Source organism: Microbacterium sp. HM-570 (genome assembly GCF_054165885.1).
The window spans coordinates 2,810,565-2,832,877 of record NZ_CM135111.1; the positions used below are offsets into that span (position 1 = coordinate 2,810,565).

A 22,313-nucleotide genomic window follows, 5' to 3' on the forward strand; every position below is an offset into this window, starting at 1 on the left:
GGGATGCGTCGAGGAGGAAGCCATGGCTCGCGGATCCGCGGGGGAGTCGGTGCTGCATAAGCACCTGCGCATCCTGGAGTCGTTTGACGCGTGGCATCCGTTTCTCACACTCACCGAGATCTCGGACGCCACGGGCCTCGCGCCCTCGAGTGTGCACCGGCTCATCGCCGAGCTCGAACGCGAGGGGCTGCTGGAGAGGCAGCCCGATCGCACCTACCGCCTCGGCGTGCGGCTCTGGGAGTTCGCGAGTCGCACGCCGGGCGCGGTCGGCCTGCGTGAAATCGCGCGCCCGTGGCTGGGGGCGGTGCACGAGCGCGTTCGCCAGCACGTTCAGCTCGGTGTGCGCGCCGGTCGCGACGTGCTCTTCATCGAACGGATGTCGGCGCAGGACGCCGTGCTCAACGCGACGCTGATCGGCGGACGCATCCCCCTGTTCGCGTCGTCGAGCGGACTCGTCCTTGCCGCCTACGGTGATCCGTCCATCGTTGAGGACGTCATCGCCGAGGGGCTGCGCGCGTACACGGCTCGGACGATCGTCGATCCGGACGAGCTCCGCCGCGAGGTTCGTCGTGTGCGAGCGGATGGCTACGCGGTCAGCGCGGGGCACATTCACGGAGAGTCGACGGGGATCGCCGTGCCCGTGACGGGTCCGGACGGCTCGGTGTATGCGGCGCTCGGTGTGGTCGTGCCGAACGACGGGGCGTCGCCGCAGCCGCTGATCGACCTGCTGCGCCGCGCCGCGGTCGGCGTCTCGCACGATCTGGCCCGAGCGTACCTGCCGGACGCGGGCGAGGGCTCTCGGAGTATCCGCTCGCTCGTGGGGTCATCGCGGCGCTCGATCGAGTACCTGGAGCGGCTCGCGCACGACCCGCACGATCCGCCCACCCCGCCGCGGGTGTCATGACGCCGCCGGTATCGTGACGAGTGTCATGACGAGAATCGCGATCATCGGCCTGGGCGAAGCGGGCCGCCTCTATGCGGCGGGGCTTGCGGGGGCGCACGCTGAGGTGCGGGGATTCGACCCCTACCAGGACACGCGCACGACGCCCGGCACCGTTGTCGACCAGCGCGACTCTCTGGCCGATGCCATCGACGGCGCGGATGTCGTCCTGAGCCTGGTTGGGGCGTCGGCTGCCATCGAGGTCGCGACCGGGACGATCCCGCTCCTCGGCGCGCAGACGATCTATGCCGACCTCAACACCACCGCACCGGAGGTCAAGCAACAGATCGCGCAGCGGGCGGAGCGCGCCGGGGTGCGGATGGCGGATGTGGCCGTTCTCGCGCCGGTTCCGCGCGACGGCCACCTGACCGACCTTCTCGCGAGCGGCGAGGGCGCCGAAGGATTCGTGGCGCTCATGGCGCCCTTCGGGATGCCGCTCACGGTGGTGCCGGGCGCGGCGGGCGAGGCGGCTCGCATGAAGCTCCTGCGGAGCATCTTCATGAAAGGCCTCGCGGCGCTCGTCATCGAGAGTCTGGGTGCCGCTCGGGTGTCCGGTTCGGAGGGCTGGCTGCGCGACCGCATTGCGCAAGAGCTCGGCGAAGGAGGTGCAGCGCTCGTTGAGCGGCTCATCTCGGGCTCGTACGAGCACGCGCCGCGTCGTGAACAAGAGGTGCGAGCATCACTCGCCGAGCTCGAGGCATCCGGTCAGCCCGCGGATATGACGCGCGCGACTCTCGCCTGGTTCGAGCGGATCCTGGCCGAGCGGGACTGAGCCCGCTCTTCGCCCGCCGGTGAGCTCAGCGGCCACGCTCTCCTTCAGTCGAAGCATGTCGACCTTGCCGTGCGGTGTGCGCTCGAGGCTCTCGCGGACGAACACGTTGCGCGGCTTCTTGTAGCCGGCCAGGCGCGTGCCGACGTGGTCGCGCAGCTGCTCAATGTCGACCGTCGCGCCCGGCGCGGGCACGGCCACGGCGGTCACGACCTCGCCGAATCGGGCATCGGGCATGCCGAAGACCACGGCATCAGCGACGGACGGGTGGGTCAACAGCGCTTCTTCCACCTCGACCGGGTAGACCTTCTCGCCGCCCGTGTTGACGACGGCGCTGCCGCGGCCGAGAAGCTCCACGCCGCCGTCCGGCAGCACCCGGACCCAGTCGCCGGGCACGACGTGCCGGACTCCGCGGAGTTCGGGGAAGGTCGCACGTGTCTTTTCTTCATCGCCCAGATAGCCACGCGGCAGGGTTCCCCGAAACGCGAGGATGCCGCGGGCGCCGACGCTTTGCTGCACCTCTTCCTGCTGCTCGTCCAGCACGACGGCGCCCGGCATGAGCCGAAATATGCCCGGCACATCGTCGACCGACGTCGTGACATTGACGGCGAAGGGGCCGCCCTCGGTCGAGGCCAGCAGGTCGATGATCGACGTGAGCCCGAGATCGTGCAGGCGACGTTTGGCTACGTCTCCGAAGCGCATCCCCGAGCTGATCGCCGACGAGACGCGCCCGAGCCGGGTGATGCCGGCCTGTTCGGCGGCGATGGCGAGGGGGAGAGCGATGGCGTCGCCCGCGACGATCAGCCGCGTCACACCCTCCTCGATGCTCAGGTGCACCGCATCGTCGGCGTCGAGGCGGGGGGAGGAGGTGACGACGACAGTGCCGCCCAGGATCAGGGTGTTGATGGAGGTGAAGAGCGCCGTGCCGTGCATGAACGGGGCGAGTGGCAGGCTGACGACGCGGGGCGTCTCGGGGGCGAGGGCGATGTTGACGGCCCGCGTCATGTCGGTCGGGGGGCGTACGCCGACCGAGTCGTAGATCGAGTACAGCTGGACGTCCAGGATGTCCTCCGCGCCCCAGAGCACGGCCTTCGGGCGGCCCGTGGTGCCGCCCGTATAGAGGCGCAGCTCGCCGCCGGGCGGGGGAGTCTCGGGCAACCACCCGGGGGTCGCGATGACATCGGCGTAGCTGGTTGCCCTGGCGAGCACGGGCCCTGTGCCGCGGCCCACGTCATCGATCTCGATGAGTGCGGGGCGAACGGCGCACAGCAGCACGGCCTCCTCGACGACCTCGGCCAGCGAGGCCGGGTAGAGAAGAGCGCCCGCGCCGCTGTCGTTGAGAAGCGCGGCGACCTCGGCGGGACGGAACCGATAGTTGATGGGCGTCGGAGCGATCCCCGTCGCGAAGCCGGTGTAGAACGCTACGAGATACTCCGGCCGGTTGTACAGCAGAATCCCGAGGCCGTCACCCGGGCCGAGACCCTGCTCGGTCAGATGGTGCGCGAGCGACCCCGCTGCATCCGTGAACCGTCGGTAACTGATGCGCTCGTCGGGGGCGACGATTGCGGTGCGGTCCGGCATGGCGCGTCCGAGCGCCTGCCAGACGTCACTGTAGTACCCCTTCATCGCCATGCCCTTCAAGGGAGATCTGGCGGACCGGATGTCTGGGCCATCGCGGACAGATCGTCTCGCCATGCCTCGTCGATCCCCTCGGCGCTCCAGCCGCCGTCGTGGTCGAGGGTGCGCAGAGCGGCTGAGTGTGAATAGAGGGTCAGCCGGTCGCCGCCGATCCCGATCGCCTGGCCCGTGACGTGTGCCGAGCGCTCGGAGGCGAGCCAGACCAGCAGCGGCGCGACGTCCTCCGGTGTTCCCAGAGCGTGGCCGCTTCGGAATTCGCGCGGTATCTCACCGGTCGCGAGGAAGTCCTCATAGACCTGCGTGTACGCGGGGATCGTTGCCGTCATCGGCGACAGGGCCGTGGGAATCACGGCGTTCGCGGTGATGCCGGCGCGCGCGAGTTCGAGCGACCAGGTGCGTGCCATCGCGACGAGACCCGCTTTCACCGCGGCATAGTTCGTTTGTCCGAAGCTGCCGAACTGGCCCGCAGGTGACCCGATCACGACGATCCGCCCGCCGTCCCCTTGCTCGCGCATGGCGATCGCGGCCGCGCGGCCGCACGTGAAGGTGCCGCGCAGGTGCGTATCGACGACGGCGTCGAAGTCCGCGTCCTCCATCTTCCACAGCACGCGGTCGCGCAGTACCCCGGCGTTGGCGATCAGGACGTCCAGGCGCCCGAATTGCGTGAGCGCCGCATCAACGAGCGCTTCTGCTGTGCTCGTGGGGCCGACGGGCGCGACGACGGCGACCGCTCGCGCGCCTGTGCTGGTGACGGCGGCCACCGTCTCGGCCGCCGTCACGGGGTCCACATCGTTGACGACGACTGCTGCACCCGCGTCTGCGAGCGCGAGGGCATAGGCGCGTCCGAGGCTTCGACCGCTGCCGGTGACGATCGCGACACGTCCATCTAGGCGGACGGTCTCGTTGGTCGGCGTCATGGCTTCTCCTTTGAGCATGAGCATGAGCATGAACCCGCGCGACTTCGCGCCAATTCATATTCAGGATAGCTGAAACTCAAGATCGGGAGGAAGTGACCGAACGCGCTACCCTGAACCGCGGCGAGAGGAGGAGCACGTGGAGAGCAGTCGTGGACTCGTCTACATCATCAAACAGCTCGACCTGGCTCTGCGTCCACGGTTGTTCGAGGCCTGCGCGGCGGCCGGGATGACCGCGGCCCAGTACACGGCGATGACGGTGCTCGCCCGGCGACCCGGCATCACGAGCTCGGAACTCGCGCGGCGCTCGTTCGTTCGCGCGCAGACCATGGCCGCGACGATGGATCCGCTGCTAGAAGCCGGGTTCGTCCGACGCGAAAGCGATCCGCTTCACCGTCGCCGCATCCTGCTCTTCTTGACGGAGAGCGGCGCGGAGGCCGTTGCGGATCTGACACCGCAGGTCGAGGCGCTCGAGGATCTTCTGGTGTCAGATCTATCCGAGAACGAGCGCGAGCAGTTCGGCGACTATCTGCGGCGGGCGCGGAACGCACTCGATCGGGCAGGGCATCGTGTGCCCGTCGCCGAGGCTCTGGAGGAAGAGGCCCCCGCGAGCTGACGGGCGCGCGCACCCGAAGGTCCGCGCGCCCGTCAGCCGACGCTGAGGCTCAGCCCAGTTCGTCGACGATCGTGAAGCCCGCTCCGTTGTATGTCTGGACGACGAGGTTGCTCATCGCCGGTCGGTCATCAGATGTCGTGTCGATGACACCCCCGTCGAGCAGGAACGGTGCCGGGTAGTCGGTGATCGAACGCAGCGCTTCCATGAAGCTGTCGCGCGTCGGCTCCTCCATCTTCATGAACGCTTGCTCGAGGATCGACGCACCGATCCAGCTCCACAGGCACTGCGGAAAGCTCGGGATGCCGCTCTGGGCCGTGTACTCCGCGAGTGCGTCGAGGAAGACCGTGCTCTCGGGGTCCTCCGTGAACAACGGCGAACCTGCGGTCATCGATGACGCGGTCGTGTAGATGCCCGGGAAGGTGTCGGCGACGCCTGACGGAACCAGGAACGCTGCGGGACTTGCCGAGACGGAGGGGAGGAACCAGCTGGGGTGCCAGCCGATCGTGTCGGCCTGCTGCAGTGAACCGATGACGAGAGGCGCGAGCGACGACATGGCGTTGAAGAAGATGTCAGCGTCGGTCGACGCGAGGTCGGTAATCTGCGCGTTCACATCGGTGGAGGTGGCTTCGTAGCCGAGCTCCTTGACGATCTCGACGTTGTCGGCGCCTTCGATGGCGGCCTTGAAGCCTTCGACGTAGCCCTGGCCGAAGTCATCGTTCTGGAACAGAATCGCGACCTTGTGATCTTCGGGAGAGTTCGCGAGCAGTTCGCCGAACGCCTCGCCTTCCTGCTGGTAGACGGGGAGTAATCCCAACTGCCATGGGCTCTCTTCGCGGTTGCTGAAGAGGGGATCGCCCGTCTGCAGCAGAACCTGCGGGAACTCGGCGTCGATCGCGGCCTCGCGCCAGGCGCGATTCGTGGGCGTCCCGAGACTCAGCGCGGCGCCAAAGGCGCCGTCTGCCTGCATCTGCTGGAAGTTTGCGAGGGCACGCTGCGGGTCGTAGCCGTCGTCGTAGGCCTTGAACTCGACGGTGCGCGTCTTGCCGTCGCCGAACTCAATACCACCCTCGGCGTTCTTTGCGCCGAAGTAGGCGACTCCGCCGTCGACCGCGCAGTTTCCGACTCCCGCGGCGTTGCCCGTGAGCGGCGCGGTGGTGCCGATCGTGATGGACGTGTCGGTGATGCCCGGGCTCGCTTCGACCGAGCCCCCGCTCGCGTCGCCCGAACCTCCACCGCCTCTGGCGCATCCGGTCACTGCGAGAGCAATGACTCCGACAGTGGCGAGCGTCGCGTATGCGCGACGCGAGGAACCTGAGATCTTCATCGAGCTGTGCCTCCCGTGGTAGTGACGCGCATCCCGTCGGCGGTCGTCACTGAACGCGGCGGTTGGCGATGGCGTCGCGGCCGCGTCCTCGCGGGGAGCGACCGGGATGTGGATCCGCGTCCATCCTGTTCTTTGAGAGCTTCGCCGGTCAAACAGAACAATACGAGGAAGAAGCACGGTTTTGATGAGCTATAGGGTGGGCGCATGGTCACCGTCGATCCCACCCTCGAGGGTCAGCTCACCCGAGGCGAACTCACGTTTCGTCAGCTCACGCACTTCGTCGCCGCGGCCGACGCCGGCACGATTAGCGGCGCGGCGAAAGCTCTGCGCTTCTCGCCCTCCGCAATTTCGGCCTCCATTACCGAACTGGAACGCGCGCTGGGTGCAGAGCTCTGTGTTCGTCGTCGTGCGCAGGGAGTCACCCTCACTTCGACGGGAATGCTGGTCCGCGACAAGGCCCGCCGGTTGCTCGACGATGTGGCGGAGCTGAACTACGCTGTACAAGGGGGAGGGACGCAACTCGTCGGACCGGTGGTACTCGGATGCTTCGCGACGCTCGCTCCGGCGGTGCTGCCGCGGATACTCGAAGAATACGAGGCGCTGCATCCCCAGGTATCCATCGACTTCGTGGTGGGAGCGCAGGACGAGCTCAGTGCGGCCCTCCGTTCGGGTGCGATCGACGTCGCCATAATGTACGACATGGGCGGGTTCGAGGCCCTCGAGACGTTCGAGCTGTACGTGGCGCGCGGCTACGCCCTGTTCGGGGCGGGCAACCCTCTTGCGAGCAGGAAGGCTGTCACGATGGAGGAGCTCGCTGACCTGCCCTTCGTGCTCTTCGACCAGACCCCCAGCACCCGCTACGCGATGTCGATGTTCGAGGCGCGCGGACTCGTTCCGCGGGTGCGGCACCGCACCCACGCGTTCGAACTCACCCGGTCGATCGTCGCGCGCTCAGACTCGGCCTACGCGGTGCTCGTGCAGCGACCAGCGAACAAGCTCAGCTATGAGGGTCTCCCTCTCATCGAGTGCGAGATCGTCCCGCCGCCCCCGTCGGTGCCGGTCGTGTTCGCCTGGGCGCGTGGGGTGGAGCTTTCGGCCCGTGCGCGGGCACTCGCCGAGCTGGTGCGCCGACAGTATGGCGCGGAGGGTCCGTGAGACTCTTCGGCGAGTTAGAGCCACACTCAGTTGAACGGATTTGCTGAGCTTTATCGTCGAATTGTTCTGTTTGACCGCATAAGCGCGCACTGGTGAGGATGGGGGGACTACTCACCAAACAGCGCGGCACCGACGCCGCGCGAGAGGCGGTTCCCATGTCCTCCACATTCGCACCCACGTCGGCGCGGGTCGCCCCTTCGTCCACTCTGACGGCGGATGATGTCGTCGCCTCGGCGGAGGCTCTGATCCCCGTCCTGCGCGAGCGCGCCGCAGACGTCGACCGAGACCGTCGCGTCCCCGACGACACGTACCGCCGTCTGGGCGACGCGGGTCTGCTGCACGTCCTCAAACCGAAGAAGTACGGCGGACTGGAACTCAGCGAGCACGAGCACGCACGGATCGCGATGAACCTCGCCCGCGGCTGTGCGTCGACCGCATGGGTGTTCTCGATCCTGAGCTCCGACAATATGGCGATCCTGGCGTACCCCGAAGAGGTGCAGGACGAGATCTGGGGCACGGACACCTACGCGACGCTCGCGGGCAACACCAACCTCAACCCGAAGGCCGTCGTGAAGAGGGTCCCGGGCGGCTATCGCCTGACCGGCACGTGGGGTTTCTGCAGTGGCTCCGACTTCTCCGAGTGGCTCATCTTCAACGCGCCCGTCGGCGAGAACGGCGAGGGCCACATGTTCCTCGTGCCGCGCGAGGATGCCGAGACGATCGATGACTGGCATCCGACCGGCATGCGTGGCACGGGCAGCCGCTCACAGTCCGTGACCGACGTTTTCGTGCCGGAGCACCGCGTGCAGCGGACGCAGGACACCGTGCGAAAGCTGAAGGAGCGCCGGTCGATGCATCCCACGTTCGACACGATGTATGCGACCTGGCCCTCGCACGGCCGATTCCCCTTCGCTTCGTGCGCGGTCGGGGCCGCTTGGGGCGCGGCGGAGCACTTCGCCGAGACCGTCGGGTCGTCGACCCGCGTGGCCAACGCGCTGGGGGGTTCCGTCAGCCTCGCCGATCAGGAGTACGTAGCCAGCGAATTCGCACAGGCTCAGGGCGACATCCAAATGGCTCGACTGCTGATCGAGAAGCGCAGTTTCGAGGCGTCCGAGCGGGCACGTCGCCGTGAGGAGTCCAGCGAGGCCGACACCGCACGCGAGGCACGTGACAATGCTCTCGTCACACGCACGGCGCTGCGGTCGGTGCAGCAGATCTTCTCGCTCGTGGGTGCCCGCGCAGGCAACGCCGAGCACCCGATCTCGCGCGCCAAGCGCGACGTCGAGATGATCTCGCACCACGTGACCCTCAACTGGCGGCAGGGAGCCATCCGCTACTTGGCCTCGGTCGCATGATGACCTCGCCGGACGAATTCAAGGCCGCGTTTCGCTCGCATCCCGCGGGTGTGGCACTCATCACCGCCGACGCCTCGGGTGTGCCCATCGCGCTCACGGCATCGTCTGTATCTGCGGTCAGCGCCGACCCGCCGTTGTTGATGTTCTCGGTCTCGGTGCACAGCTCGAGCGCCGTCGTGCTACGCCTGGCAGACACCGTCGTGGTGCACCTGCTGTCGGCCGAGAACCTCGACCTCGCGATCCTCGGCGCGACCAGCGGCATCGATCGGTTCGCCGATGAGACGCGGTGGCGCCGGCTCGAGACGGGGGAGCCGGTCTTCGACGACGCGCACACGTGGCTGCGCGCGCGCATCCTGCACCGGATCGACGCCGGAGGGTCGACGGTCTTCGTCGGCACGGCGATCGAGTCGCGCCTGGCTGACGGCCCGGGGCTGCCGGATGGCCTCGTGTACCAGAACCGCACGTGGCACCGGCTCAATGCCGAATCCGTTGCCGATCCCGCACAGCTCACGGCGTTCGCGCGGCGCTGACGGAGCCGCTCCCCGAACGACGAAGGCCCGCAGCCGCCGAGGGATGCGGGCCTTCATCATTGCGGGATCAGATCAGAGCTGACCGGTCGAGCGCCATCCGCCCTGGTATTCCTGGCGGGCGGTGACCGCGTAGGGAACCGGGCTGACGATCGCGCGTACCTCGATCTGGTCGTGCGGCTGGACCGTGGTCTTGCCGGATCCGCCGTTCGGCTCGCCCCAGACGACCTTCAGCTCGGTACCGATCGGCACGTCGCGGTCGACGGTCGCGAGCGACAGGCCGCGCTTCTCGTTCGCCGTCACGCCCGTGAAGAGCGACAGGCCGACCGTGTTGCCGTCGGCGTCGATCACGGCGTCGTAGTTCGACGAGCCGTAGTTGGCGTTCGGCAGGTCGAAGAACTGGTAGCCGACGCCCTCGCGGTCGATGACGCTCGTGAGGATTTTCTTCAGGTCCTCGTCGTTCCAGGCGAGCGTAACCTTCTTGCGCTGCGTCTCGGGGTCGATCGCTTCGAGGGCGTCGCGGCCGATGAAGTCGTGGTCGAACTTCACGAACGAGCCGTAGCCGAGCTCCCACGGGCTGAGGTAGTAGTCCTCGATGTTGTCGGAGACGAACGAGCCGGCGAGGGCGTTGATCGCCTCGTAGCTGTTCGCGGGCAGCCACTCGCGGTAGCCGCGCTCCGCCTCGCTCGAGTAGATGGCGGGCAGCGGCGAGGGGATCCAGCCCGACTCCAGCGTGTTGGAGGAGTAGGCGCGCGAGCCACAGGGCTCGATGCCGAACTCGGCTCCGGCCTCGAGGATCGCCTGGCGGATCTTGCCGTGCTGCTCGTACGGGCCCCACAGCTCGAGGCCGGGCGCACCGGCCATGCCGTGACGCAGGGTGTGGACCTTCTCGCCCGCGATCGTGAGCTCGCCCATGTGGAAGAACTTGACCTTCTCGAGCTCGCCGCCGTTGAGCTTCTCGATGATCGGCCAGGCGTTCGGGCCCTGGATCTGGAAGCGGTAGTACTTGCGAGACACAGCCTCGCCGTACGGGCGCGAGTTGGAGCGGTCGTCGTAGGTCACGTCGACCTTGTATCCGCCGGTTTCGGCGTGGTACTGCAGCCAGTTGGCGCCCGGCGCCCGGCCGACGTAGACGTAGTCGTTCTCGCCCTCACGGAAGAGGATGCCGTCACCGATCACGCCGCCGTTGGAGGCGGTGGGGACGAACTGCTTGGCGGTGTTGACCGGGAAGTTCGTGAAGCTGTTGATGCCGGTCTCGGCGAGGAGCTTCAGGGCGTCGGGTCCCGAGACGAACAGGTTCACCATGTGGTGGGTCTGATCGAACAGCACGGCCGCATCGCGCCAGGCGATCTGCTCGCGGCGCCAGTTCGAGAACTCGGCCGGAACGACCGGGTAGATGTAGGTGCCGAGCTTCGAGTTGCGCAGCATCTCGACGGTGTTGCCCGCCTCGTCGAGTACCTGCTGCAGATTGCTGGCCATGGTGGTTCCTTTCAACATCTTTGTCGGTAGTCCTGATGGTACGGAGGGCAAATCACTATGTCCAGAGTGATTTGAGCGTCGCCAGAATTGTAACCAAAATCTTGACCATCGCGCTAGGGGTGTGATTCGCTGTCCCTACACGTCAGGAGTTCCCCCATGGCAGAAACCAGTCCTTCGCTTCTCGTCGTCAGCGCTCACGCCGGCGACTTCGTCTGGCGCGCCGGCGGTGCGATCGCCGCCGCGACGATGCGCGGCGAGCGGGCCACCGTCGTGTGCCTCTCTTACGGGGAGCGCGGCGAATCGGCGAGCCAGTGGATCGCGGGCAAACCGCTCGACGAGATCAAGGCGATTCGCCGCGAGGAGGCAACGGCCGCAGCGACGGCGCTGGGCGCCGACATCGAGTTCCTCGACCTCGGCGACTACCCCCTGATCGAGTCTCCCGAGGCGGTGCAAAAACTGGTGGACGTCTTCCGTCGCACGCAGCCGACGGTCGTGCTGACGCATCCGCTTGCCGATCCTTATAACGGTGACCACCCCGCGGCGGCGCGGATGGCGCTGCAAGCGCGCGTGCTCGCTCAGGCGATCGGCGTGGCGAATTCGGATGGCTCCTACCCGGGCACAGACGACATCATCGGCGCGCCGCCCGTGTTCTTCTTCGAGCCGCACCAGCCCGAACAGTCGGACTTCAAGCCGAACGTGCTGCTCGATATCACGGCCGCGTTCCCTCTCAAGCAGAAGGCCATGGAGTGCCTACCCGCGCAGAAGCACATGTGGGAGTACTACACCTCGCTCGCCGTGCGCCGTGGCGTGCAGGTCAAGCGCAACGCCGGCCCCAACCTCGGCCTGCCCGCCGCAACTGACGGGGCCACCACCATGGGTGAGGCCTACATGCGGTACTACCCGCAGGTCACGGACGTGCTGGTATGACGGGCACGCAGCAGACCGGCGTGGTCGTCACGGATGTCGCGCGCGCGGATTCCGCGACGATCGATGCCCTCGGTGTGCACGGCGTGGCGACGGTGCACGAGGCGATGGGGCGGATCGGCCTGGTCGGGGCGGACATCCGTCCGATTCAGGATGGCTCGCGCATCGCCGGTTCCGCGGTGACCGTGCTGTCGTGGCCCGGCGACAACCTGATGATCCACGTCGCGATCGAGCAGTGCCAACCGGGCGACATCCTCGTGGTCTCAACGACCTCGCCCTCCGTCGACGGGGCGTTCGGCGAGCTGTTCGCGACGGCGCTCGCGCAGCGCGGGGTGCGCGGACTCGTCACCACGACGGGTGTTCGCGATGTCGTCGACCTGCGGGAGATGGGCTTTCCGGTCTGGTCGAGCGCGATCAACGCGCAGGGCACGGTCAAGGCCACGGCGGGCTCGGTCAACGTCCCGGTTGTCGTGGGGGGAGTCGTCGTTCGGGCGGGCGACGTGGTGATCGCCGACGACGACGGTGTCATGTGCGTGCCGCGGGCCGACGCCGAGAGCGTGCTCGCCGCATCCGACACCCGCGTCGAAAAAGAGGCGGCCGATCGCGCCGCCTATCAGAGCGGTGACCTCAGCCTCGATCGCAAGGGCCTGCGCGACGTCTTCCGCGACCTCGGTGGTCGTTATATGAGCGAAGCGGAGTTCGAGGCGGAGCATGGCGGGCGCTGACGGAATCCGCTGCATGCTCATGCGGGGCGGCACGTCAAAGGGGGCGTACTTCCTCGCGGAGGACGTGCCCTCCGACCCCGCCGAACGCGACGAGCTCATGCTGCGTGTCATGGGCAGTCCTGATCCGGCGCAGATCGACGGACTCGGGGGAGCGCACCCGCTCACCAGCAAGGTCGCGATCGTCTCGCGGTCGAGCGAACCCGGCATCGACGTCGACTATCTGTTCCTGCAGGTCGTGGTGGACAAGCCCGTCGTCAGTGACGCGCAGACCTGCGGCAACCTGCTGGCGGGCGTCGGCCCGTTCGCGATCGAGCGCGGTCTGATCGATGCGCAGGACGGCGAGACCCCGGTGCGGATCCGCATGCTGAACACGGGGGATGTCGCGAGCACACGCATCCGCACGCCCGGTGGGGTCGTCGCCTACGACGGAGATTTCGCGATCGACGGTGTGCCGGGGATTGCGTGCGCGATCGAGCTCGAGGTCGGGGGAGACTCGCCGCTGCTCCCGACCGGCAACGTCGTCGACGAGATCTATGGACACCGCGTCACGTTGATCGACAACGGAATGCCCGTGGTGCTGCTCCGTGCCGACGAGTTCGGCGTCGATGGGTCGGAGAGCCCCGAAGAGCTCGAGGCGCGGTCCGAGCTGGTCGCCGAGATCGAGAGGATCCGCTTGCAGGCGGGTCCGCTGATGGGATTCGGGGATGTCTCGGCGCAGACGGTGCCGAAGATGTTCCTGCTTTCGCCGCCCCGCGCCGGGGGCGCCATCTCCACGAGGGCATTCATTCCCTCCCGCGTACACACCTCGATCGGTGTACTCATGGCGGCATCGGTTGCCGCGGGCATCCGGATTCCCGGGGCCGTCGGCTCCGACATCGCGGTCGACGCGGCCGCCGATCCCAGCCTGATCGAGCACCCGACCGGCGCGTTCCCCGCGCGGGTCGCGGTCGAGCGCCGCGCGGACGACGCCTGGTACGGCACATCCGTCTCCGAGCGCACCGCGCGCAAGATCTTCGACGGCACGGTTTTTCCGCGTCCGCGACTGTAGTCCCGAGTACCAAACGTCAGAGAGGACACCCCATGGCCCGCACCGAGAACTTCGATATCGCCCATCTGGGCGCCGTCGAGTTGTTCACCCCGAAGTTCGAAGAGAGCCTGCACTTCTTCCGCGACCTGCTCGCGATGCGCGAGGTCGCCCGCATCGGCGACTCGGCATACCTGCGTTGCTGGGACGAGTACCAGCTCTACACGATCAAGCTCACGGCCTCCGATACCAACGGCGTCGGGCGTTCGCTGTACCGCGCGTCGAGCGAAGAGGCACTCGAGCGTCGCGTCGCCGCGATCGAGGCCGCCGGACTCGGGCACGGATGGCGCGAGCCCGAGGTGGGCGTCGGCCGCTCGTACGAGTTCGAAGACCCGGATGGCCACCTCATGGCGATCTACTACGACACCGAGCACTACGTGCCGGACGAGCAGGACACCCCGGCGCTGAAGAACCAGGCATCGGCCTTCCCGGGCCGTGGCGTGAACGTCCGCCGCATGGACCACATCAACTACCTCGCCGCCGATGTCACCAAATCGGGCGAGTTCTGGCGCGACGTGATGGGCGCGCGCGAGTCCGAGCGCGTCGTGAAGGACGAGGGCGGGTACGCCGCGTGGTGGTTCCGCTTCGCGCAGAAGTCGTACGACGTCGTGTACTCGGAGGACTGGACGGGCACGCGCGGACGTTTCCACCACTTCGCGCTCGCACCCGACACCCGCGAAGACATCCTCAAGGCCGCCGACATCTTCCTCGAGAACAAGATCTACATCGAGTACGGCCCCTACAAGCACGCCATCAACCAGACGTTCTTCCTCTACGTGTGGGAGCCCGGCGGCAATCGCATCGAATTCGCCAACGCCGGTGCACGTCTGATCCTCGACCCCGACTGGCCGGTCGTGGAGTGGACCGCGGCCGAACGTGCGAAGGGCCAGGCGTGGGGCATGAAGACCGTCGCGACCTTCCACACACACGGCACCCCGTACGTCGAGAATCAGGAAGAGATCGACCGCGCAGCCCTCGAGGGCCGCAAGCACTGAGGGGCTGCGGAGAAGCGTTCCGAGGTGGGTTAGATCTACCGATAGTGTCGGAAACGTGCCCCCCCACCGAGGTTTCTCGTCCCCCGTACCGCAACGATCGATCCGGTCACGGATCGCACTGCTTCTGACCAGCATTCTCGCGGCCGCGATCGTGCTGGTGGGAGTCGCTGCGCCTGCAGCAGCGGCCGAGATGCCGACACTCGACGACACGATCCTCCTCAGCCAGTACCCGCGCTCGGTCGTGGCCTCGGCCACGGGTGAAGTCGTCTATGTGTCGGTCGACAACAGCTTTGCCGTCCGGGTCATCGACACGGATACCAACACGGTTGTGCGCAGCATCGACCTCGGCACGATGCGGCCGGGCCTGATGATCGGCTCGCCGGATGGTTCGCAGCTATTCGCCTTCGGGGCGACGACCATGGCGATCATCGACACCTCGACCGAGACGGTTCGCCCTATCACCCTTCCCGGATCAGTTCAGTCGGCAAAGCTCTCGCCCGACGGCGCGCGCCTGTACGTGACGACCACGAACGCCGCTCTGGCCATAGTGGTGATCGACACGGCGACGGCGACCATCGACGAGACCGTCACGGTGCCGAGCACCGCAACCGCACTAGCCGTCTCGCCGGGCGGCGACTATCTGTACTATAGCCAGAGCAACGGCCTCTTCGTGATGAACACCTCGCCGACGCAACGCACCTCGCTGGCGTCGATCTCGAATGTGACGAAGGCGTCGTTGTCTGCGGATGGCACCAAGCTCTACGTCGTTGACGGCAGCAGCACGATCTCTGTCGTCGACACGGGGACGGGAACGGTGCTCGACACCGTCTCATCTTCGACGCAGGTCGTTTCCATCACGCTCTCGACGGATGGCACGGAGCTCTACAGCGTCAACACGGCGTACTCGATGGATCCGATGACCTTCATGCAGATTCAGACGTCGACCCTGAGGATCATCGACACGAGCACGGGCGATGTCTCGTCTACCGCGCCACTGCCCTGGTCGTCGTACCAGCCGATCGTCGACCCCGACGATGGGTTGGTCTGGGTGACGGGATCGAAAGGCGTCGCGGTGGTCGACCCCGCCACGGCGACGACACAATCGATCGACCTCGTGTTCGCAATCGTCAGCGTCGCATTCCTGCCGAACACCGACCGTGCCTACGCGGTTTCTGACGGGGGCGGGCGTGCCTTCGCGCTGTCGCTCGCGCCCGTACCTGCCGCGCTGTCGCCCATATCCCGCACGATCTCGGCGACGTTCAATGAGCCGATCGTGCCGACGGGTGCTTGGTCTGGAACCGGCTTCGTGGGTGCTGTCACGTACACGGTTTCGCCCGCACTGCCCGCGGGACTCGTGCTCGACCCGGCCTCGGGGTCGGTCAGCGGCACGCCGACCGGACCGGTTCAGGGTGCGACGGATTACACGGTGACGGGGACGGGCGCGACCTCTGGGGTCGCAACCGCGACCGTGACGATCGGGGTCGCCGCGACCGCACCCTCCGCGCCAGGCGCGGCGTCGGCCAGCGCGGGCGCGGGGCAGGCTTTCGTCACGTGGTCCGCGCCGTCATCGAACGGCGGTGCTGCGGTGTCTTCGTACACGGTGACCGCGTCACCAGGCGGTGCAACATGCACGACGACGGCGTTGTGGTGCGTTGTGCCAGGTCTGACCGCGGGCACGAGCTACACGTTCGCAGTAACGGCGACGAACAGCACGGGGACGTCGTTGGCATCGACGCCGTCGAGCCCCGTGTCTGTTGTCGTATCCGTTGCTCCGTCGACCCCGCCGACGTCCACCCCGGGCACGACGGTGCGGCTGCTGGCCGCCGATGGCAGCGTCGTGACAAACATCGTCGCCGGCCAGCAGTTCTTCGTCGAGGTGACGGGTTTTGCTCCCACGTCTTCGGTCGAGGCGACGTTGTATTCGACGCCGGTTCGGGTCGGAATCGGCACGACGGATGGCGCGGGCGCTGCGCGGTTCAGCGTCACCATCCCGTCGACCCTCGCTCCGGGCTCGCACACGCTCGTTGTGTCGGGGTTCGGGACGTCGGGTCAGACGGCGTTCGCCGCCGTCGGCGTCACGACGCCCGCGGCAGCAGTCCCCGCGAGAGCGAGGCTTGCGAACTCCGGCGGACAGTCGGACGGATCCCTGTCGAACGTCGCGCTCGCCCTCCTGTCCCTCGGCGGAGCGATGGTGATCGTCGCGCGCCGCGCCCGGGTGCCCGCGCGGTAACGCCGCTTTTCGGCGGCTGAGCCGGCGGCTGAGCCGGCGGCTGAGTGGGTGCGGTCGGCGATGTCAGCGCCCGCGGTTAGGGTAGTCCGGTGCCAGAAGCCGTCATCTCCGCCGAGTCCCTCGTCAAGACGTATCGCGTCAAGGGCAAGCCCGATTTCGTCGCCGTCGATGGTCTGAGTTTCGAGGTCGCGCCGGGGGAGTCCTTCGGGCTGCTCGGCCCGAACGGGGCTGGCAAGTCCACGACGATGAAGATGATCGGCGCGGTTTCGACGCGCACGAGCGGCGACCTCTCGATCCTCGGTCTCGACCCGGACCGGCACGGTCCCGACATTCGTTCGCGCCTGGGCGTGGTGCCGCAGCAAGACAACCTCGATGGCGAGCTCAACGCGCGCGAGAACCTGTTCATCTACGGTCGGTATTTCGGTCTGCCCGCGAGCGTCTGCCGCCAGAAGGCGGACGAACTGCTCGCCTTCGCCCAGCTCGAAGACAAGGCGACCAGCAAGGTCGACCAGCTCTCCGGCGGTATGAAGCGCCGGCTCACGATCGCTCGCGGGCTCGTCAACGACCCCCGCATCCTGCTGCTCGACGAACCGACTACGGGCCTTGACCCGCAAGCCCGGCACGTCCTCTGGGACCGGCTGTTCCGGCTCAAAGAGACCGGCACGACGCTCGTTCTGACGACCCACTACATGGACGAGGCCGAGCAGCTCTGCGACCGCCTGATCGTGGTCGATAAGGGCCGCATCATGGCCGAGGGCACCCCCGCATCCCTCATCCGCGCCCACTCGACGCGCGAAGTGCTCGAAGTGCGCTTCGGCTCAGACCGCAACGCCGAGGTCGCGCCGCAACTCGAGGGAATCGGCGAGCGGGTCGAAGTGCTGCCCGACCGCGTGCTGATCTACACCGACAACGGAGAGCATGCGCTCGAGCGCATCACCCAGCTCGGGCTCGAGCCGATCACCTCGCTCGTGCGGCGATCGAGCCTCGAGGATGTCTTCCTGCGCCTCACCGGACGGTCGCTGATCGAATGAGCGGCCAGATCACCGCGCCCACGCCGTCGCCCACCCCGACCCTCGACGAACTGCGGCAAGAGGCGCTCGCCTGGGGTAAGCGTCCGCGCACCCGGGGCGCCTGGTACGTCACCGAGCACATGGTGCGCACGATGCGTGCGTACGGCTGGACGATCGTCGTCGGTGCGCTCGGGCAGCCCATCCTGTATCTGTTGGGGTTGGCCGTCGGCCTGGCTGCCCTGATCGAGGTCCCGATCGTGGACGGCGGGCAGCAGGTTTCGTACCTCGTCTTTGTCGCACCCGCTCTGCTCATGACCGCCACGATCTCGGTGGCGAGCGAAGAGTTCACCTATCCGGTTCTGGGCGGGTTCAAGTGGCGCCGCTACTTCTATGGATTCAATGCCTCGCCGTTGTCGAGCTCGCAGATCGCGACCGGCGTCGTGTTCGGGGCAACGGCACGGATGGTGGTCGTCGCGGTCGCCTATTTCGCGTTCCTCTGCCTGTTCGGGGCGGTACCCAACCTGGCGGCCGGCTCGTTCGCGGTGCTGGTAGCACTGGTCGGGGGACTCGCGTTCGGCGCACCGCTGCTGGCCTACGCGGCGTCGATCCAGGATGACCGGGGTCAGTTCGCCCTCGTGCAGCGCTTCGTCTTCATGCCCATGTTCCTGTTCTCGGGGACTTTCTATCCGCTTGCCACGCTCCCCGTGTGGTTGCAGTGGATCGGGTGGGTCTCGCCGCTCTGGCACGCCACCGAACTCGGACGCGCGCTCACCTACGGTCGCGACGAGTCCGTCCTGATGGTCGCCGTGCACATCGCCTATCTGACGGTGCTGGCGGTCGGCGGGTACCTGCTGTCTCGCCGGATCTTCACCAGGAGGCTGGCGCGATGACGGCGCAGACGATGACGACGGCCCCGTCCCGTGGCGGGGGAGTGCGGGCGCTCTGGGCGGGCAACCCCGGCGCCGTCGTGCAGCGCGGACTCCTCGCGGCTCGCTCGTCGAACTGGCTGGTCGTGCTCTCAGGATTCTTCGAGCCCGTGTTCTATCTCGCCTCGATGGGCATAGGTCTCGGCGCGCTGATCGGAACCGTCGAGACATCCGCCGGCCTCGTCGTCTCGTACGCGGCCTTCATCGCGCCCGCCCTGCTGGCTGTGTCGGCGATGAACGGGGCGATCTACGACTCGACGTGGAACGTCTTCTTCAAGCTCAACTACGGCAAGCTCTACGAGGGCATGCTCGCGACCTCGCTGGGGCCGCTGGATGTCGCGCTCGGTGAGATCCTCTATGCGCTGCTGCGCGGCCTGGTCTACGCATCCGGGTTTCTGATCATCATGCAGTTCGCCGGGCTGAACCTCTCGTGGACGGCGCTCCTGGCCTTGCCCGCCGTGATGCTGATCGCCTTCGGTTTCGCGAGCCTCGGGATGGCGGTGACGAGCTACATGAAGGCATTCCAGCACATGGACTGGATCAACTTCGTGATGCTGCCGATGTTCCTGTTCTCGGCGACCTTCTACCCGATCACCGTCTACCCCGAATGGGTGCAGGCGATCGTGCGAGCGCTGCCGCTCTGGCACGGCGTCGAGCTCGTCCGGGGGCTGACGACGGGTTCGCTACACCCGGGGATGCTGTGGCACGTGCTCTACTACGTGGTGATGATCGCGATCGGACTCGTCTTCACGACCAAGCGCCTGCGGGCACTGTTCTTGGACTGACGGGGTGGGCGTTTCGTCTCGCTGCGCTCGCTCAACGACCGGCGAGATCCTCGGCCGTTGAGTGAGGAGCGCAGCGACGAGTCGAAACGCGTCAGCGCCAGATGACGGCGATACCCGCGTTGAGCAGCGTGAGCGCGCCGATCGACCAGAACAGGGGAGCGGGAACAGCACCGGTTCGACGACCGCGCGCCTGACCGATGCCCATCAGCGCGCCGATGATCAACAGCACGACGAGCTTGACGCCGATCTTGACGTAGTTCAGGTCGTACTCGATGCCCCAGGGCGCGGCGAGGGCGAGGCCCGCGACGGCCGCGATCGCGAGGCCGACGTTCATCAGCCCGGTGATCTGCCGCTTGCCGCCCCACGCCTGCGCGGCCCAGGCGCCAAACAGCACGGCGAAGCCGGTGATGTGCACGAACACGACGATGTGACGCAGGATCTCCATGCTGCTCACAGTAGGGGCACGGCGGAGAGTAGCGCCAGCAAGGGGGACCTCATCTAGCGCGAGGCGCTTGGCGTCAGCCGCGCAGCGCGCGCAGCACGAGGGCGGTGCGGATGGCGGCATCCGCGGCCTCGTATCCCTTGTCCTCGCGCGAGCCGGGCAGGCCGGCGCGGTCGATGCCCTGCTGCTCGTCGTCGAGGGTGAGTACGCCGAAGCCGACCGGCTTGCCCGTGTCGAGCGCCACACGCGTGAGGCCGTCGGTCGCCGCCGACGAGACGAATTCGAAGTGCGGGGTGCCGCCGCGGATGATGACGCCGAGGGCGACCGCGGCATCGGCTCCGGCCTCGAGGGCCACCTTGCACGCCACGGGCAGCTCGAACGAGCCCGGCACGCGGACGAGCGAGTAGTCCGCGCCGAACTCGTCGAGGGCGCGCGTCGCCCCCGCGATCATGCCGTCGCTGATCTGCTCGTGCCACTCGCCAGCGACGATCACGACGCGCAGGCCCGAGGCGTCCGGCTTGTCTTCTGCCCGCAGGACGGGCGCTCCCTTACCGCTCATACGTCGTTTCCCGTCTTCATATCGGCGAATGCATCGGCGAGTTCCTGCTCGGCGATGAGATGACCCATCCGGTCACGCTTCGTCTCGAGGTACTGGTGATTGTTCGGGCCGACGCCGACCAACAGGGGAACCTGCTCGACGATGTCGAGGCCGAACTCGCGCAGCTGATCGACCTTGTCGGGGTTGTTCGTCATGAGCCGCACGCGCTCGATGCCGAGATCGGCGAGGATACCGGCTGCCGCGGCATAGTCGCGGGCGTCGGCGGGCAGCCCGAGGGCGAGGTTCGCGTCGACCGTGTCGAGGCCCGCCTCTTGCAGGCTGTAGGCACGCAGCTTGTTGATCAGTCCGATGCCGCGGCCCTCGTGGCCGCGCATGTAGACGACGACTCCGCCCTTTTCGGCAATAGTGTCGAGAGCGGCGTCGAGCTGGGGCCCGCATTCGCACTTGAGTGACCCGAATGCCTCGCCGGTCAGACACTCCGAGTGGACGCGCACAAGCGGCGCATCCGGGATCTCGCCCGATATGACGGCGAGGTGGTCGGTGCCCGTGACCCGATCCTTGTAAGCCAGAAAACGGAACGTGCCGTGCGTCGTCGGCACGATCGACTCGGCGCGCAGGCTCACGCGACGGCGGTGAACACCCTGCGGCTCGGCCTCGCGCGGCTCGTGTTCTTCGAGGTACGCGATCAGTTGTTCGATCGTGATCACGGGCACTCCGTCGCGTTCGCCGAGTTCCATGAGCCCGGGGAGGCGCATCATGCTGCCGTCCTCGGCCACGATCTCGGCGATCGCCCCCACCGGTCGCAGGCCCGCGAGGCGCATCAGCTCGACCGCCGCCTCGGTGTGTCCGCTGCGCTCACGCACGCCGCCGTCGACGGCGCGAAGGGGAAGGACGTGCCCGGGTCGGATGACGCTCGCCGCCGTCGACTCAGGGTTCGCCAGAACGTTGAGGGTGTGTGCGCGATCCGCGGCGCTGATGCCCGTCGAGATGCGGTCGGCAGCGTCCACGCTGACCGTGTACGCCGTGCCCCGAGCATCCTCGTTGTGCACCACCATGGGCGGCAGGTCGAGGGTATCCGCGACCTCGGAGGGCATCGGGGCGCAAATGAAGCCCGACGACCAGCGCACCGTCCACGCAACCCATTCGGGCGTCGCGAGTTCGGCTGAAAGCACGACATCGCCCTCGTTCTCGCGGTTCTCGTCGTCGGCGACGATCACGGGCCGCCCGGCGCGAAGCGCGTCCAGGGCGACGGAAATCGGGGAAAGGCTCATCGTGAGCCTCCTTCACTCGAGGGTGTTTGGGTGGGTGTCGCGGTAAATGCGAGCATGCGCTGCACGTGACGGGCAAGGATGTCTGTTTCGAGGTTGACGGGATCGCCCACGACCCGCTCGGCGAGCGTGGTCGCCTCGAGCGTCTCGGGAATGAGGGATACCTCGAGCCACGGTTCTGCCGCGCCCGGGTCGCTCACGGCGCTGATCGTGAGTGAGACGCCGTCGATCGCGATCGACCCCTTGTCGACGACCAGGGGCGCGAGGGACTCGGGAACGCCGACGCGCACGACCCGCCAGCGCTCGCCGGGCCGGACTTCGAGGATCACGCCCGTTCCGTCGACGTGCCCCTGAACGACGTGTCCGCCGAGACGGGTGCCGACGGCCGTCGCACGCTCGATGTTCACGGGGCGCCCGGGGGCGAAGTCCGCGAGCGTCGACATGTCGAGCGTCTGGCGCATCACATCGGCGGTGAACGACGACTCATCGCTGGCGACGACGGTGAGACAGACCCCGTTGACCGAGATCGAATCGCCGTGCGAGGCATCCGATATCGCCAGGGGAGCGCGGACGCTGAGCCGCACCCCATCGCCCGACGGCTCGATCGCCGTGATGGCGCCGATCTCTTCGATGATTCCGGTGAACACG

At 67.4% G+C, this 22,313-nt stretch carries 22 protein-coding genes; 14 read left to right on the forward strand and 8 right to left on the reverse strand.

Features of this window, described 5'->3' with window-relative positions; all coding sequences use genetic code 11:
- The first annotated feature begins 22 nt into the window (after positions 1-22).
- Positions 23-904 (forward strand): IclR family transcriptional regulator, encoded by an 882-nt coding sequence (locus tag ACT9TC_RS13490; protein WP_458040974.1) that lies wholly within the window; start codon positions 23-25, stop codon positions 902-904.
- Between the two features lie 25 nt (positions 905-929).
- Positions 930-1,712: an NAD(P)-binding domain-containing protein gene (locus ACT9TC_RS13495; RefSeq protein ID WP_458040975.1), complete on the forward strand. Its 783-nt coding sequence runs from the start codon at positions 930-932 to the stop codon at positions 1,710-1,712.
- Here the strand turns inward: ACT9TC_RS13495 and ACT9TC_RS13500 are convergent.
- Together ACT9TC_RS13500 and ACT9TC_RS13505 are read right to left on the reverse strand one after the other, a co-directional pair.
- Positions 1,620-3,335, reverse strand: coding sequence for an AMP-binding protein (locus tag ACT9TC_RS13500; RefSeq protein WP_458040976.1), 1,716 nt, complete (start codon positions 3,333-3,335; stop codon positions 1,620-1,622). The genes ACT9TC_RS13495 and ACT9TC_RS13500 overlap by 93 nt on opposite strands.
- 11 nt (positions 3,336-3,346) lie before the next feature.
- Entirely contained in the window at positions 3,347-4,264 is a 918-nt protein-coding gene (locus tag ACT9TC_RS13505) for an SDR family NAD(P)-dependent oxidoreductase (RefSeq protein WP_458040977.1), read from the reverse strand.
- 136 nt (positions 4,265-4,400) lie between these two features.
- On the opposite strand from ACT9TC_RS13505, the gene ACT9TC_RS13510 reads away from it, so the two are divergent.
- Positions 4,401-4,877, forward strand: a complete 477-nt coding sequence (locus tag ACT9TC_RS13510) for a MarR family winged helix-turn-helix transcriptional regulator (RefSeq protein ID WP_458040978.1) — start codon at positions 4,401-4,403, stop codon at positions 4,875-4,877.
- A 49-nt stretch (positions 4,878-4,926) separates the two neighbouring features.
- On the opposite strand, the gene ACT9TC_RS13515 is transcribed toward ACT9TC_RS13510, so the two are convergent.
- Complete coding sequence (locus tag ACT9TC_RS13515; RefSeq protein ID WP_458040979.1) at positions 4,927-6,201, reverse strand: ABC transporter substrate-binding protein; 1,275 nt, start codon at positions 6,199-6,201, stop codon at positions 4,927-4,929.
- Positions 6,202-6,405: 204 nt separating this feature from the next.
- On the opposite strand from ACT9TC_RS13515, the gene ACT9TC_RS13520 reads away from it, so the two are divergent.
- The 3 genes from ACT9TC_RS13520 to ACT9TC_RS13530 all read left to right on the forward strand — a co-directional run bounded on the left by ACT9TC_RS13520 (position 6,406) and on the right by ACT9TC_RS13530 (position 9,241).
- Complete coding sequence (locus tag ACT9TC_RS13520; protein WP_458040980.1) at positions 6,406-7,356, forward strand: LysR family transcriptional regulator; 951 nt, start codon at positions 6,406-6,408, stop codon at positions 7,354-7,356.
- Between the two features lie 155 nt (positions 7,357-7,511).
- On the forward strand, positions 7,512-8,711 hold the full coding sequence (locus tag ACT9TC_RS13525; protein WP_458040981.1) for an acyl-CoA dehydrogenase family protein: 1,200 nt from the start codon (positions 7,512-7,514) through the stop codon (positions 8,709-8,711).
- Positions 8,708-9,241 carry a flavin reductase family protein gene (locus tag ACT9TC_RS13530; protein WP_458040982.1) on the forward strand — a complete coding sequence of 178 codons (534 nt, stop codon included), beginning with the start codon at positions 8,708-8,710 and terminating at the stop codon, positions 9,239-9,241. The genes ACT9TC_RS13525 and ACT9TC_RS13530 overlap by 4 nt, the downstream gene beginning before the upstream one ends.
- A gap of 72 nt (positions 9,242-9,313) precedes the next feature.
- Here ACT9TC_RS13530 and ligM read toward each other — a convergent pair whose 3' ends face one another.
- Complete coding sequence (gene ligM / locus ACT9TC_RS13535; protein ID WP_458040983.1) at positions 9,314-10,717, reverse strand: vanillate/3-O-methylgallate O-demethylase; 1,404 nt, start codon at positions 10,715-10,717, stop codon at positions 9,314-9,316.
- A gap of 156 nt (positions 10,718-10,873) precedes the next feature.
- On the opposite strand from ligM, the gene ACT9TC_RS13540 reads away from it, so the two are divergent.
- The 8 genes from ACT9TC_RS13540 to ACT9TC_RS13575 all read left to right on the forward strand — a co-directional run bounded on the left by ACT9TC_RS13540 (position 10,874) and on the right by ACT9TC_RS13575 (position 19,396).
- Complete coding sequence (locus tag ACT9TC_RS13540; RefSeq protein WP_458040984.1) at positions 10,874-11,644, forward strand: PIG-L deacetylase family protein; 771 nt, start codon at positions 10,874-10,876, stop codon at positions 11,642-11,644.
- Complete coding sequence (locus ACT9TC_RS13545) at positions 11,641-12,366, forward strand: 4-carboxy-4-hydroxy-2-oxoadipate aldolase/oxaloacetate decarboxylase (protein WP_458040985.1); 726 nt, start codon at positions 11,641-11,643, stop codon at positions 12,364-12,366. Before ACT9TC_RS13540 ends, ACT9TC_RS13545 begins: the two co-directional genes overlap by 4 nt.
- Positions 12,353-13,414, forward strand: a complete 1,062-nt coding sequence (locus tag ACT9TC_RS13550) for a 4-oxalomesaconate tautomerase (protein ID WP_458040986.1) — start codon at positions 12,353-12,355, stop codon at positions 13,412-13,414. Before ACT9TC_RS13545 ends, ACT9TC_RS13550 begins: the two co-directional genes overlap by 14 nt.
- Positions 13,415-13,446: 32 nt before the next feature.
- On the forward strand, positions 13,447-14,445 hold the full coding sequence (locus ACT9TC_RS13555) for a VOC family protein (protein ID WP_458040987.1): 999 nt from the start codon (positions 13,447-13,449) through the stop codon (positions 14,443-14,445).
- Positions 14,446-14,500: 55 nt separating this feature from the next.
- Positions 14,501-16,675: a fibronectin type III domain-containing protein gene (locus ACT9TC_RS13560; RefSeq protein ID WP_458040988.1), complete on the forward strand. Its 2,175-nt coding sequence runs from the start codon at positions 14,501-14,503 to the stop codon at positions 16,673-16,675.
- 89 nt (positions 16,676-16,764) lie between these two features.
- A complete protein-coding gene (locus ACT9TC_RS13565) occupies positions 16,765-17,706 on the forward strand; it encodes an ABC transporter ATP-binding protein (RefSeq protein WP_458040989.1) in 942 nt (313 codons plus the stop codon).
- The gene (locus tag ACT9TC_RS13570; RefSeq protein WP_458040990.1) at positions 17,703-18,575 is read left to right on the forward strand and encodes an ABC transporter permease; all 873 of its coding nucleotides are present in this window, start codon (positions 17,703-17,705) and stop codon (positions 18,573-18,575) included. Before ACT9TC_RS13565 ends, ACT9TC_RS13570 begins: the two co-directional genes overlap by 4 nt.
- The gene (locus ACT9TC_RS13575) at positions 18,572-19,396 is read left to right on the forward strand and encodes an ABC transporter permease (protein ID WP_458040991.1); all 825 of its coding nucleotides are present in this window, start codon (positions 18,572-18,574) and stop codon (positions 19,394-19,396) included. The genes ACT9TC_RS13570 and ACT9TC_RS13575 overlap by 4 nt, the downstream gene beginning before the upstream one ends.
- Positions 19,397-19,487: 91 nt before the next feature.
- Here the strand turns inward: ACT9TC_RS13575 and ACT9TC_RS13580 are convergent, their stop codons facing one another.
- From ACT9TC_RS13580 to ACT9TC_RS13595, 4 genes are all read right to left on the reverse strand, one after another.
- Positions 19,488-19,841 carry a Fe-S protein gene (locus ACT9TC_RS13580; protein WP_458040992.1) on the reverse strand — a complete coding sequence of 118 codons (354 nt, stop codon included), beginning with the start codon at positions 19,839-19,841 and terminating at the stop codon, positions 19,488-19,490.
- Between the two features lie 73 nt (positions 19,842-19,914).
- Positions 19,915-20,397 carry a 6,7-dimethyl-8-ribityllumazine synthase gene (ribH, locus tag ACT9TC_RS13585; protein ID WP_458040993.1) on the reverse strand — a complete coding sequence of 161 codons (483 nt, stop codon included), beginning with the start codon at positions 20,395-20,397 and terminating at the stop codon, positions 19,915-19,917.
- Complete coding sequence (ribA, locus tag ACT9TC_RS13590) at positions 20,394-21,668, reverse strand: GTP cyclohydrolase II (protein WP_458040994.1); 1,275 nt, start codon at positions 21,666-21,668, stop codon at positions 20,394-20,396. Before ribA ends, ribH begins: the two co-directional genes overlap by 4 nt.
- Positions 21,665-22,312 (reverse strand): riboflavin synthase, encoded by a 648-nt coding sequence (locus tag ACT9TC_RS13595; RefSeq protein ID WP_458040995.1) that lies wholly within the window; start codon positions 22,310-22,312, stop codon positions 21,665-21,667. Before ACT9TC_RS13595 ends, ribA begins: the two co-directional genes overlap by 4 nt.
- Between the last annotated feature and the right edge of the window lies 1 nt (position 22,313).

Excerpts from the sequence above, each read along its gene's own strand:
- ACT9TC_RS13490 (WP_458040974.1), top strand. The coding sequence starts at position 23 with ATGGCTCGCGGATCCGCGGGGGAGTCGGTGCTGCATAAGCACCTGCGC.
- ACT9TC_RS13495 (WP_458040975.1), top strand. The coding sequence starts at position 930 with ATGACGAGAATCGCGATCATCGGCCTGGGCGAAGCGGGCCGCCTCTAT.
- ACT9TC_RS13500 (WP_458040976.1), bottom strand. The coding sequence starts at position 3,335 with ATGAAGGGGTACTACAGTGACGTCTGGCAGGCGCTCGGACGCGCCATG.
- ACT9TC_RS13505 (WP_458040977.1), bottom strand. The coding sequence starts at position 4,264 with ATGACGCCGACCAACGAGACCGTCCGCCTAGATGGACGTGTCGCGATC.
- ACT9TC_RS13515 (WP_458040979.1), bottom strand. The coding sequence starts at position 6,201 with ATGAAGATCTCAGGTTCCTCGCGTCGCGCATACGCGACGCTCGCCACT.
- ACT9TC_RS13520 (WP_458040980.1), top strand. The coding sequence starts at position 6,406 with ATGGTCACCGTCGATCCCACCCTCGAGGGTCAGCTCACCCGAGGCGAA.
- ACT9TC_RS13525 (WP_458040981.1), top strand. The coding sequence starts at position 7,512 with ATGTCCTCCACATTCGCACCCACGTCGGCGCGGGTCGCCCCTTCGTCC.
- ACT9TC_RS13530 (WP_458040982.1), top strand. The coding sequence starts at position 8,708 with ATGATGACCTCGCCGGACGAATTCAAGGCCGCGTTTCGCTCGCATCCC.
- ligM (WP_458040983.1), bottom strand. The coding sequence starts at position 10,717 with ATGGCCAGCAATCTGCAGCAGGTACTCGACGAGGCGGGCAACACCGTC.
- ACT9TC_RS13540 (WP_458040984.1), top strand. The coding sequence starts at position 10,874 with ATGGCAGAAACCAGTCCTTCGCTTCTCGTCGTCAGCGCTCACGCCGGC.
- ACT9TC_RS13545 (WP_458040985.1), top strand. The coding sequence starts at position 11,641 with ATGACGGGCACGCAGCAGACCGGCGTGGTCGTCACGGATGTCGCGCGC.
- ACT9TC_RS13550 (WP_458040986.1), top strand. The coding sequence starts at position 12,353 with ATGGCGGGCGCTGACGGAATCCGCTGCATGCTCATGCGGGGCGGCACG.
- ACT9TC_RS13555 (WP_458040987.1), top strand. The coding sequence starts at position 13,447 with ATGGCCCGCACCGAGAACTTCGATATCGCCCATCTGGGCGCCGTCGAG.
- ACT9TC_RS13570 (WP_458040990.1), top strand. The coding sequence starts at position 17,703 with ATGAGCGGCCAGATCACCGCGCCCACGCCGTCGCCCACCCCGACCCTC.
- ACT9TC_RS13575 (WP_458040991.1), top strand. The coding sequence starts at position 18,572 with ATGACGGCGCAGACGATGACGACGGCCCCGTCCCGTGGCGGGGGAGTG.
- ACT9TC_RS13580 (WP_458040992.1), bottom strand. The coding sequence starts at position 19,841 with ATGGAGATCCTGCGTCACATCGTCGTGTTCGTGCACATCACCGGCTTC.
- ribH (WP_458040993.1), bottom strand. The coding sequence starts at position 20,397 with ATGAGCGGTAAGGGAGCGCCCGTCCTGCGGGCAGAAGACAAGCCGGAC.
- ribA (WP_458040994.1), bottom strand. The coding sequence starts at position 21,668 with ATGAGCCTTTCCCCGATTTCCGTCGCCCTGGACGCGCTTCGCGCCGGG.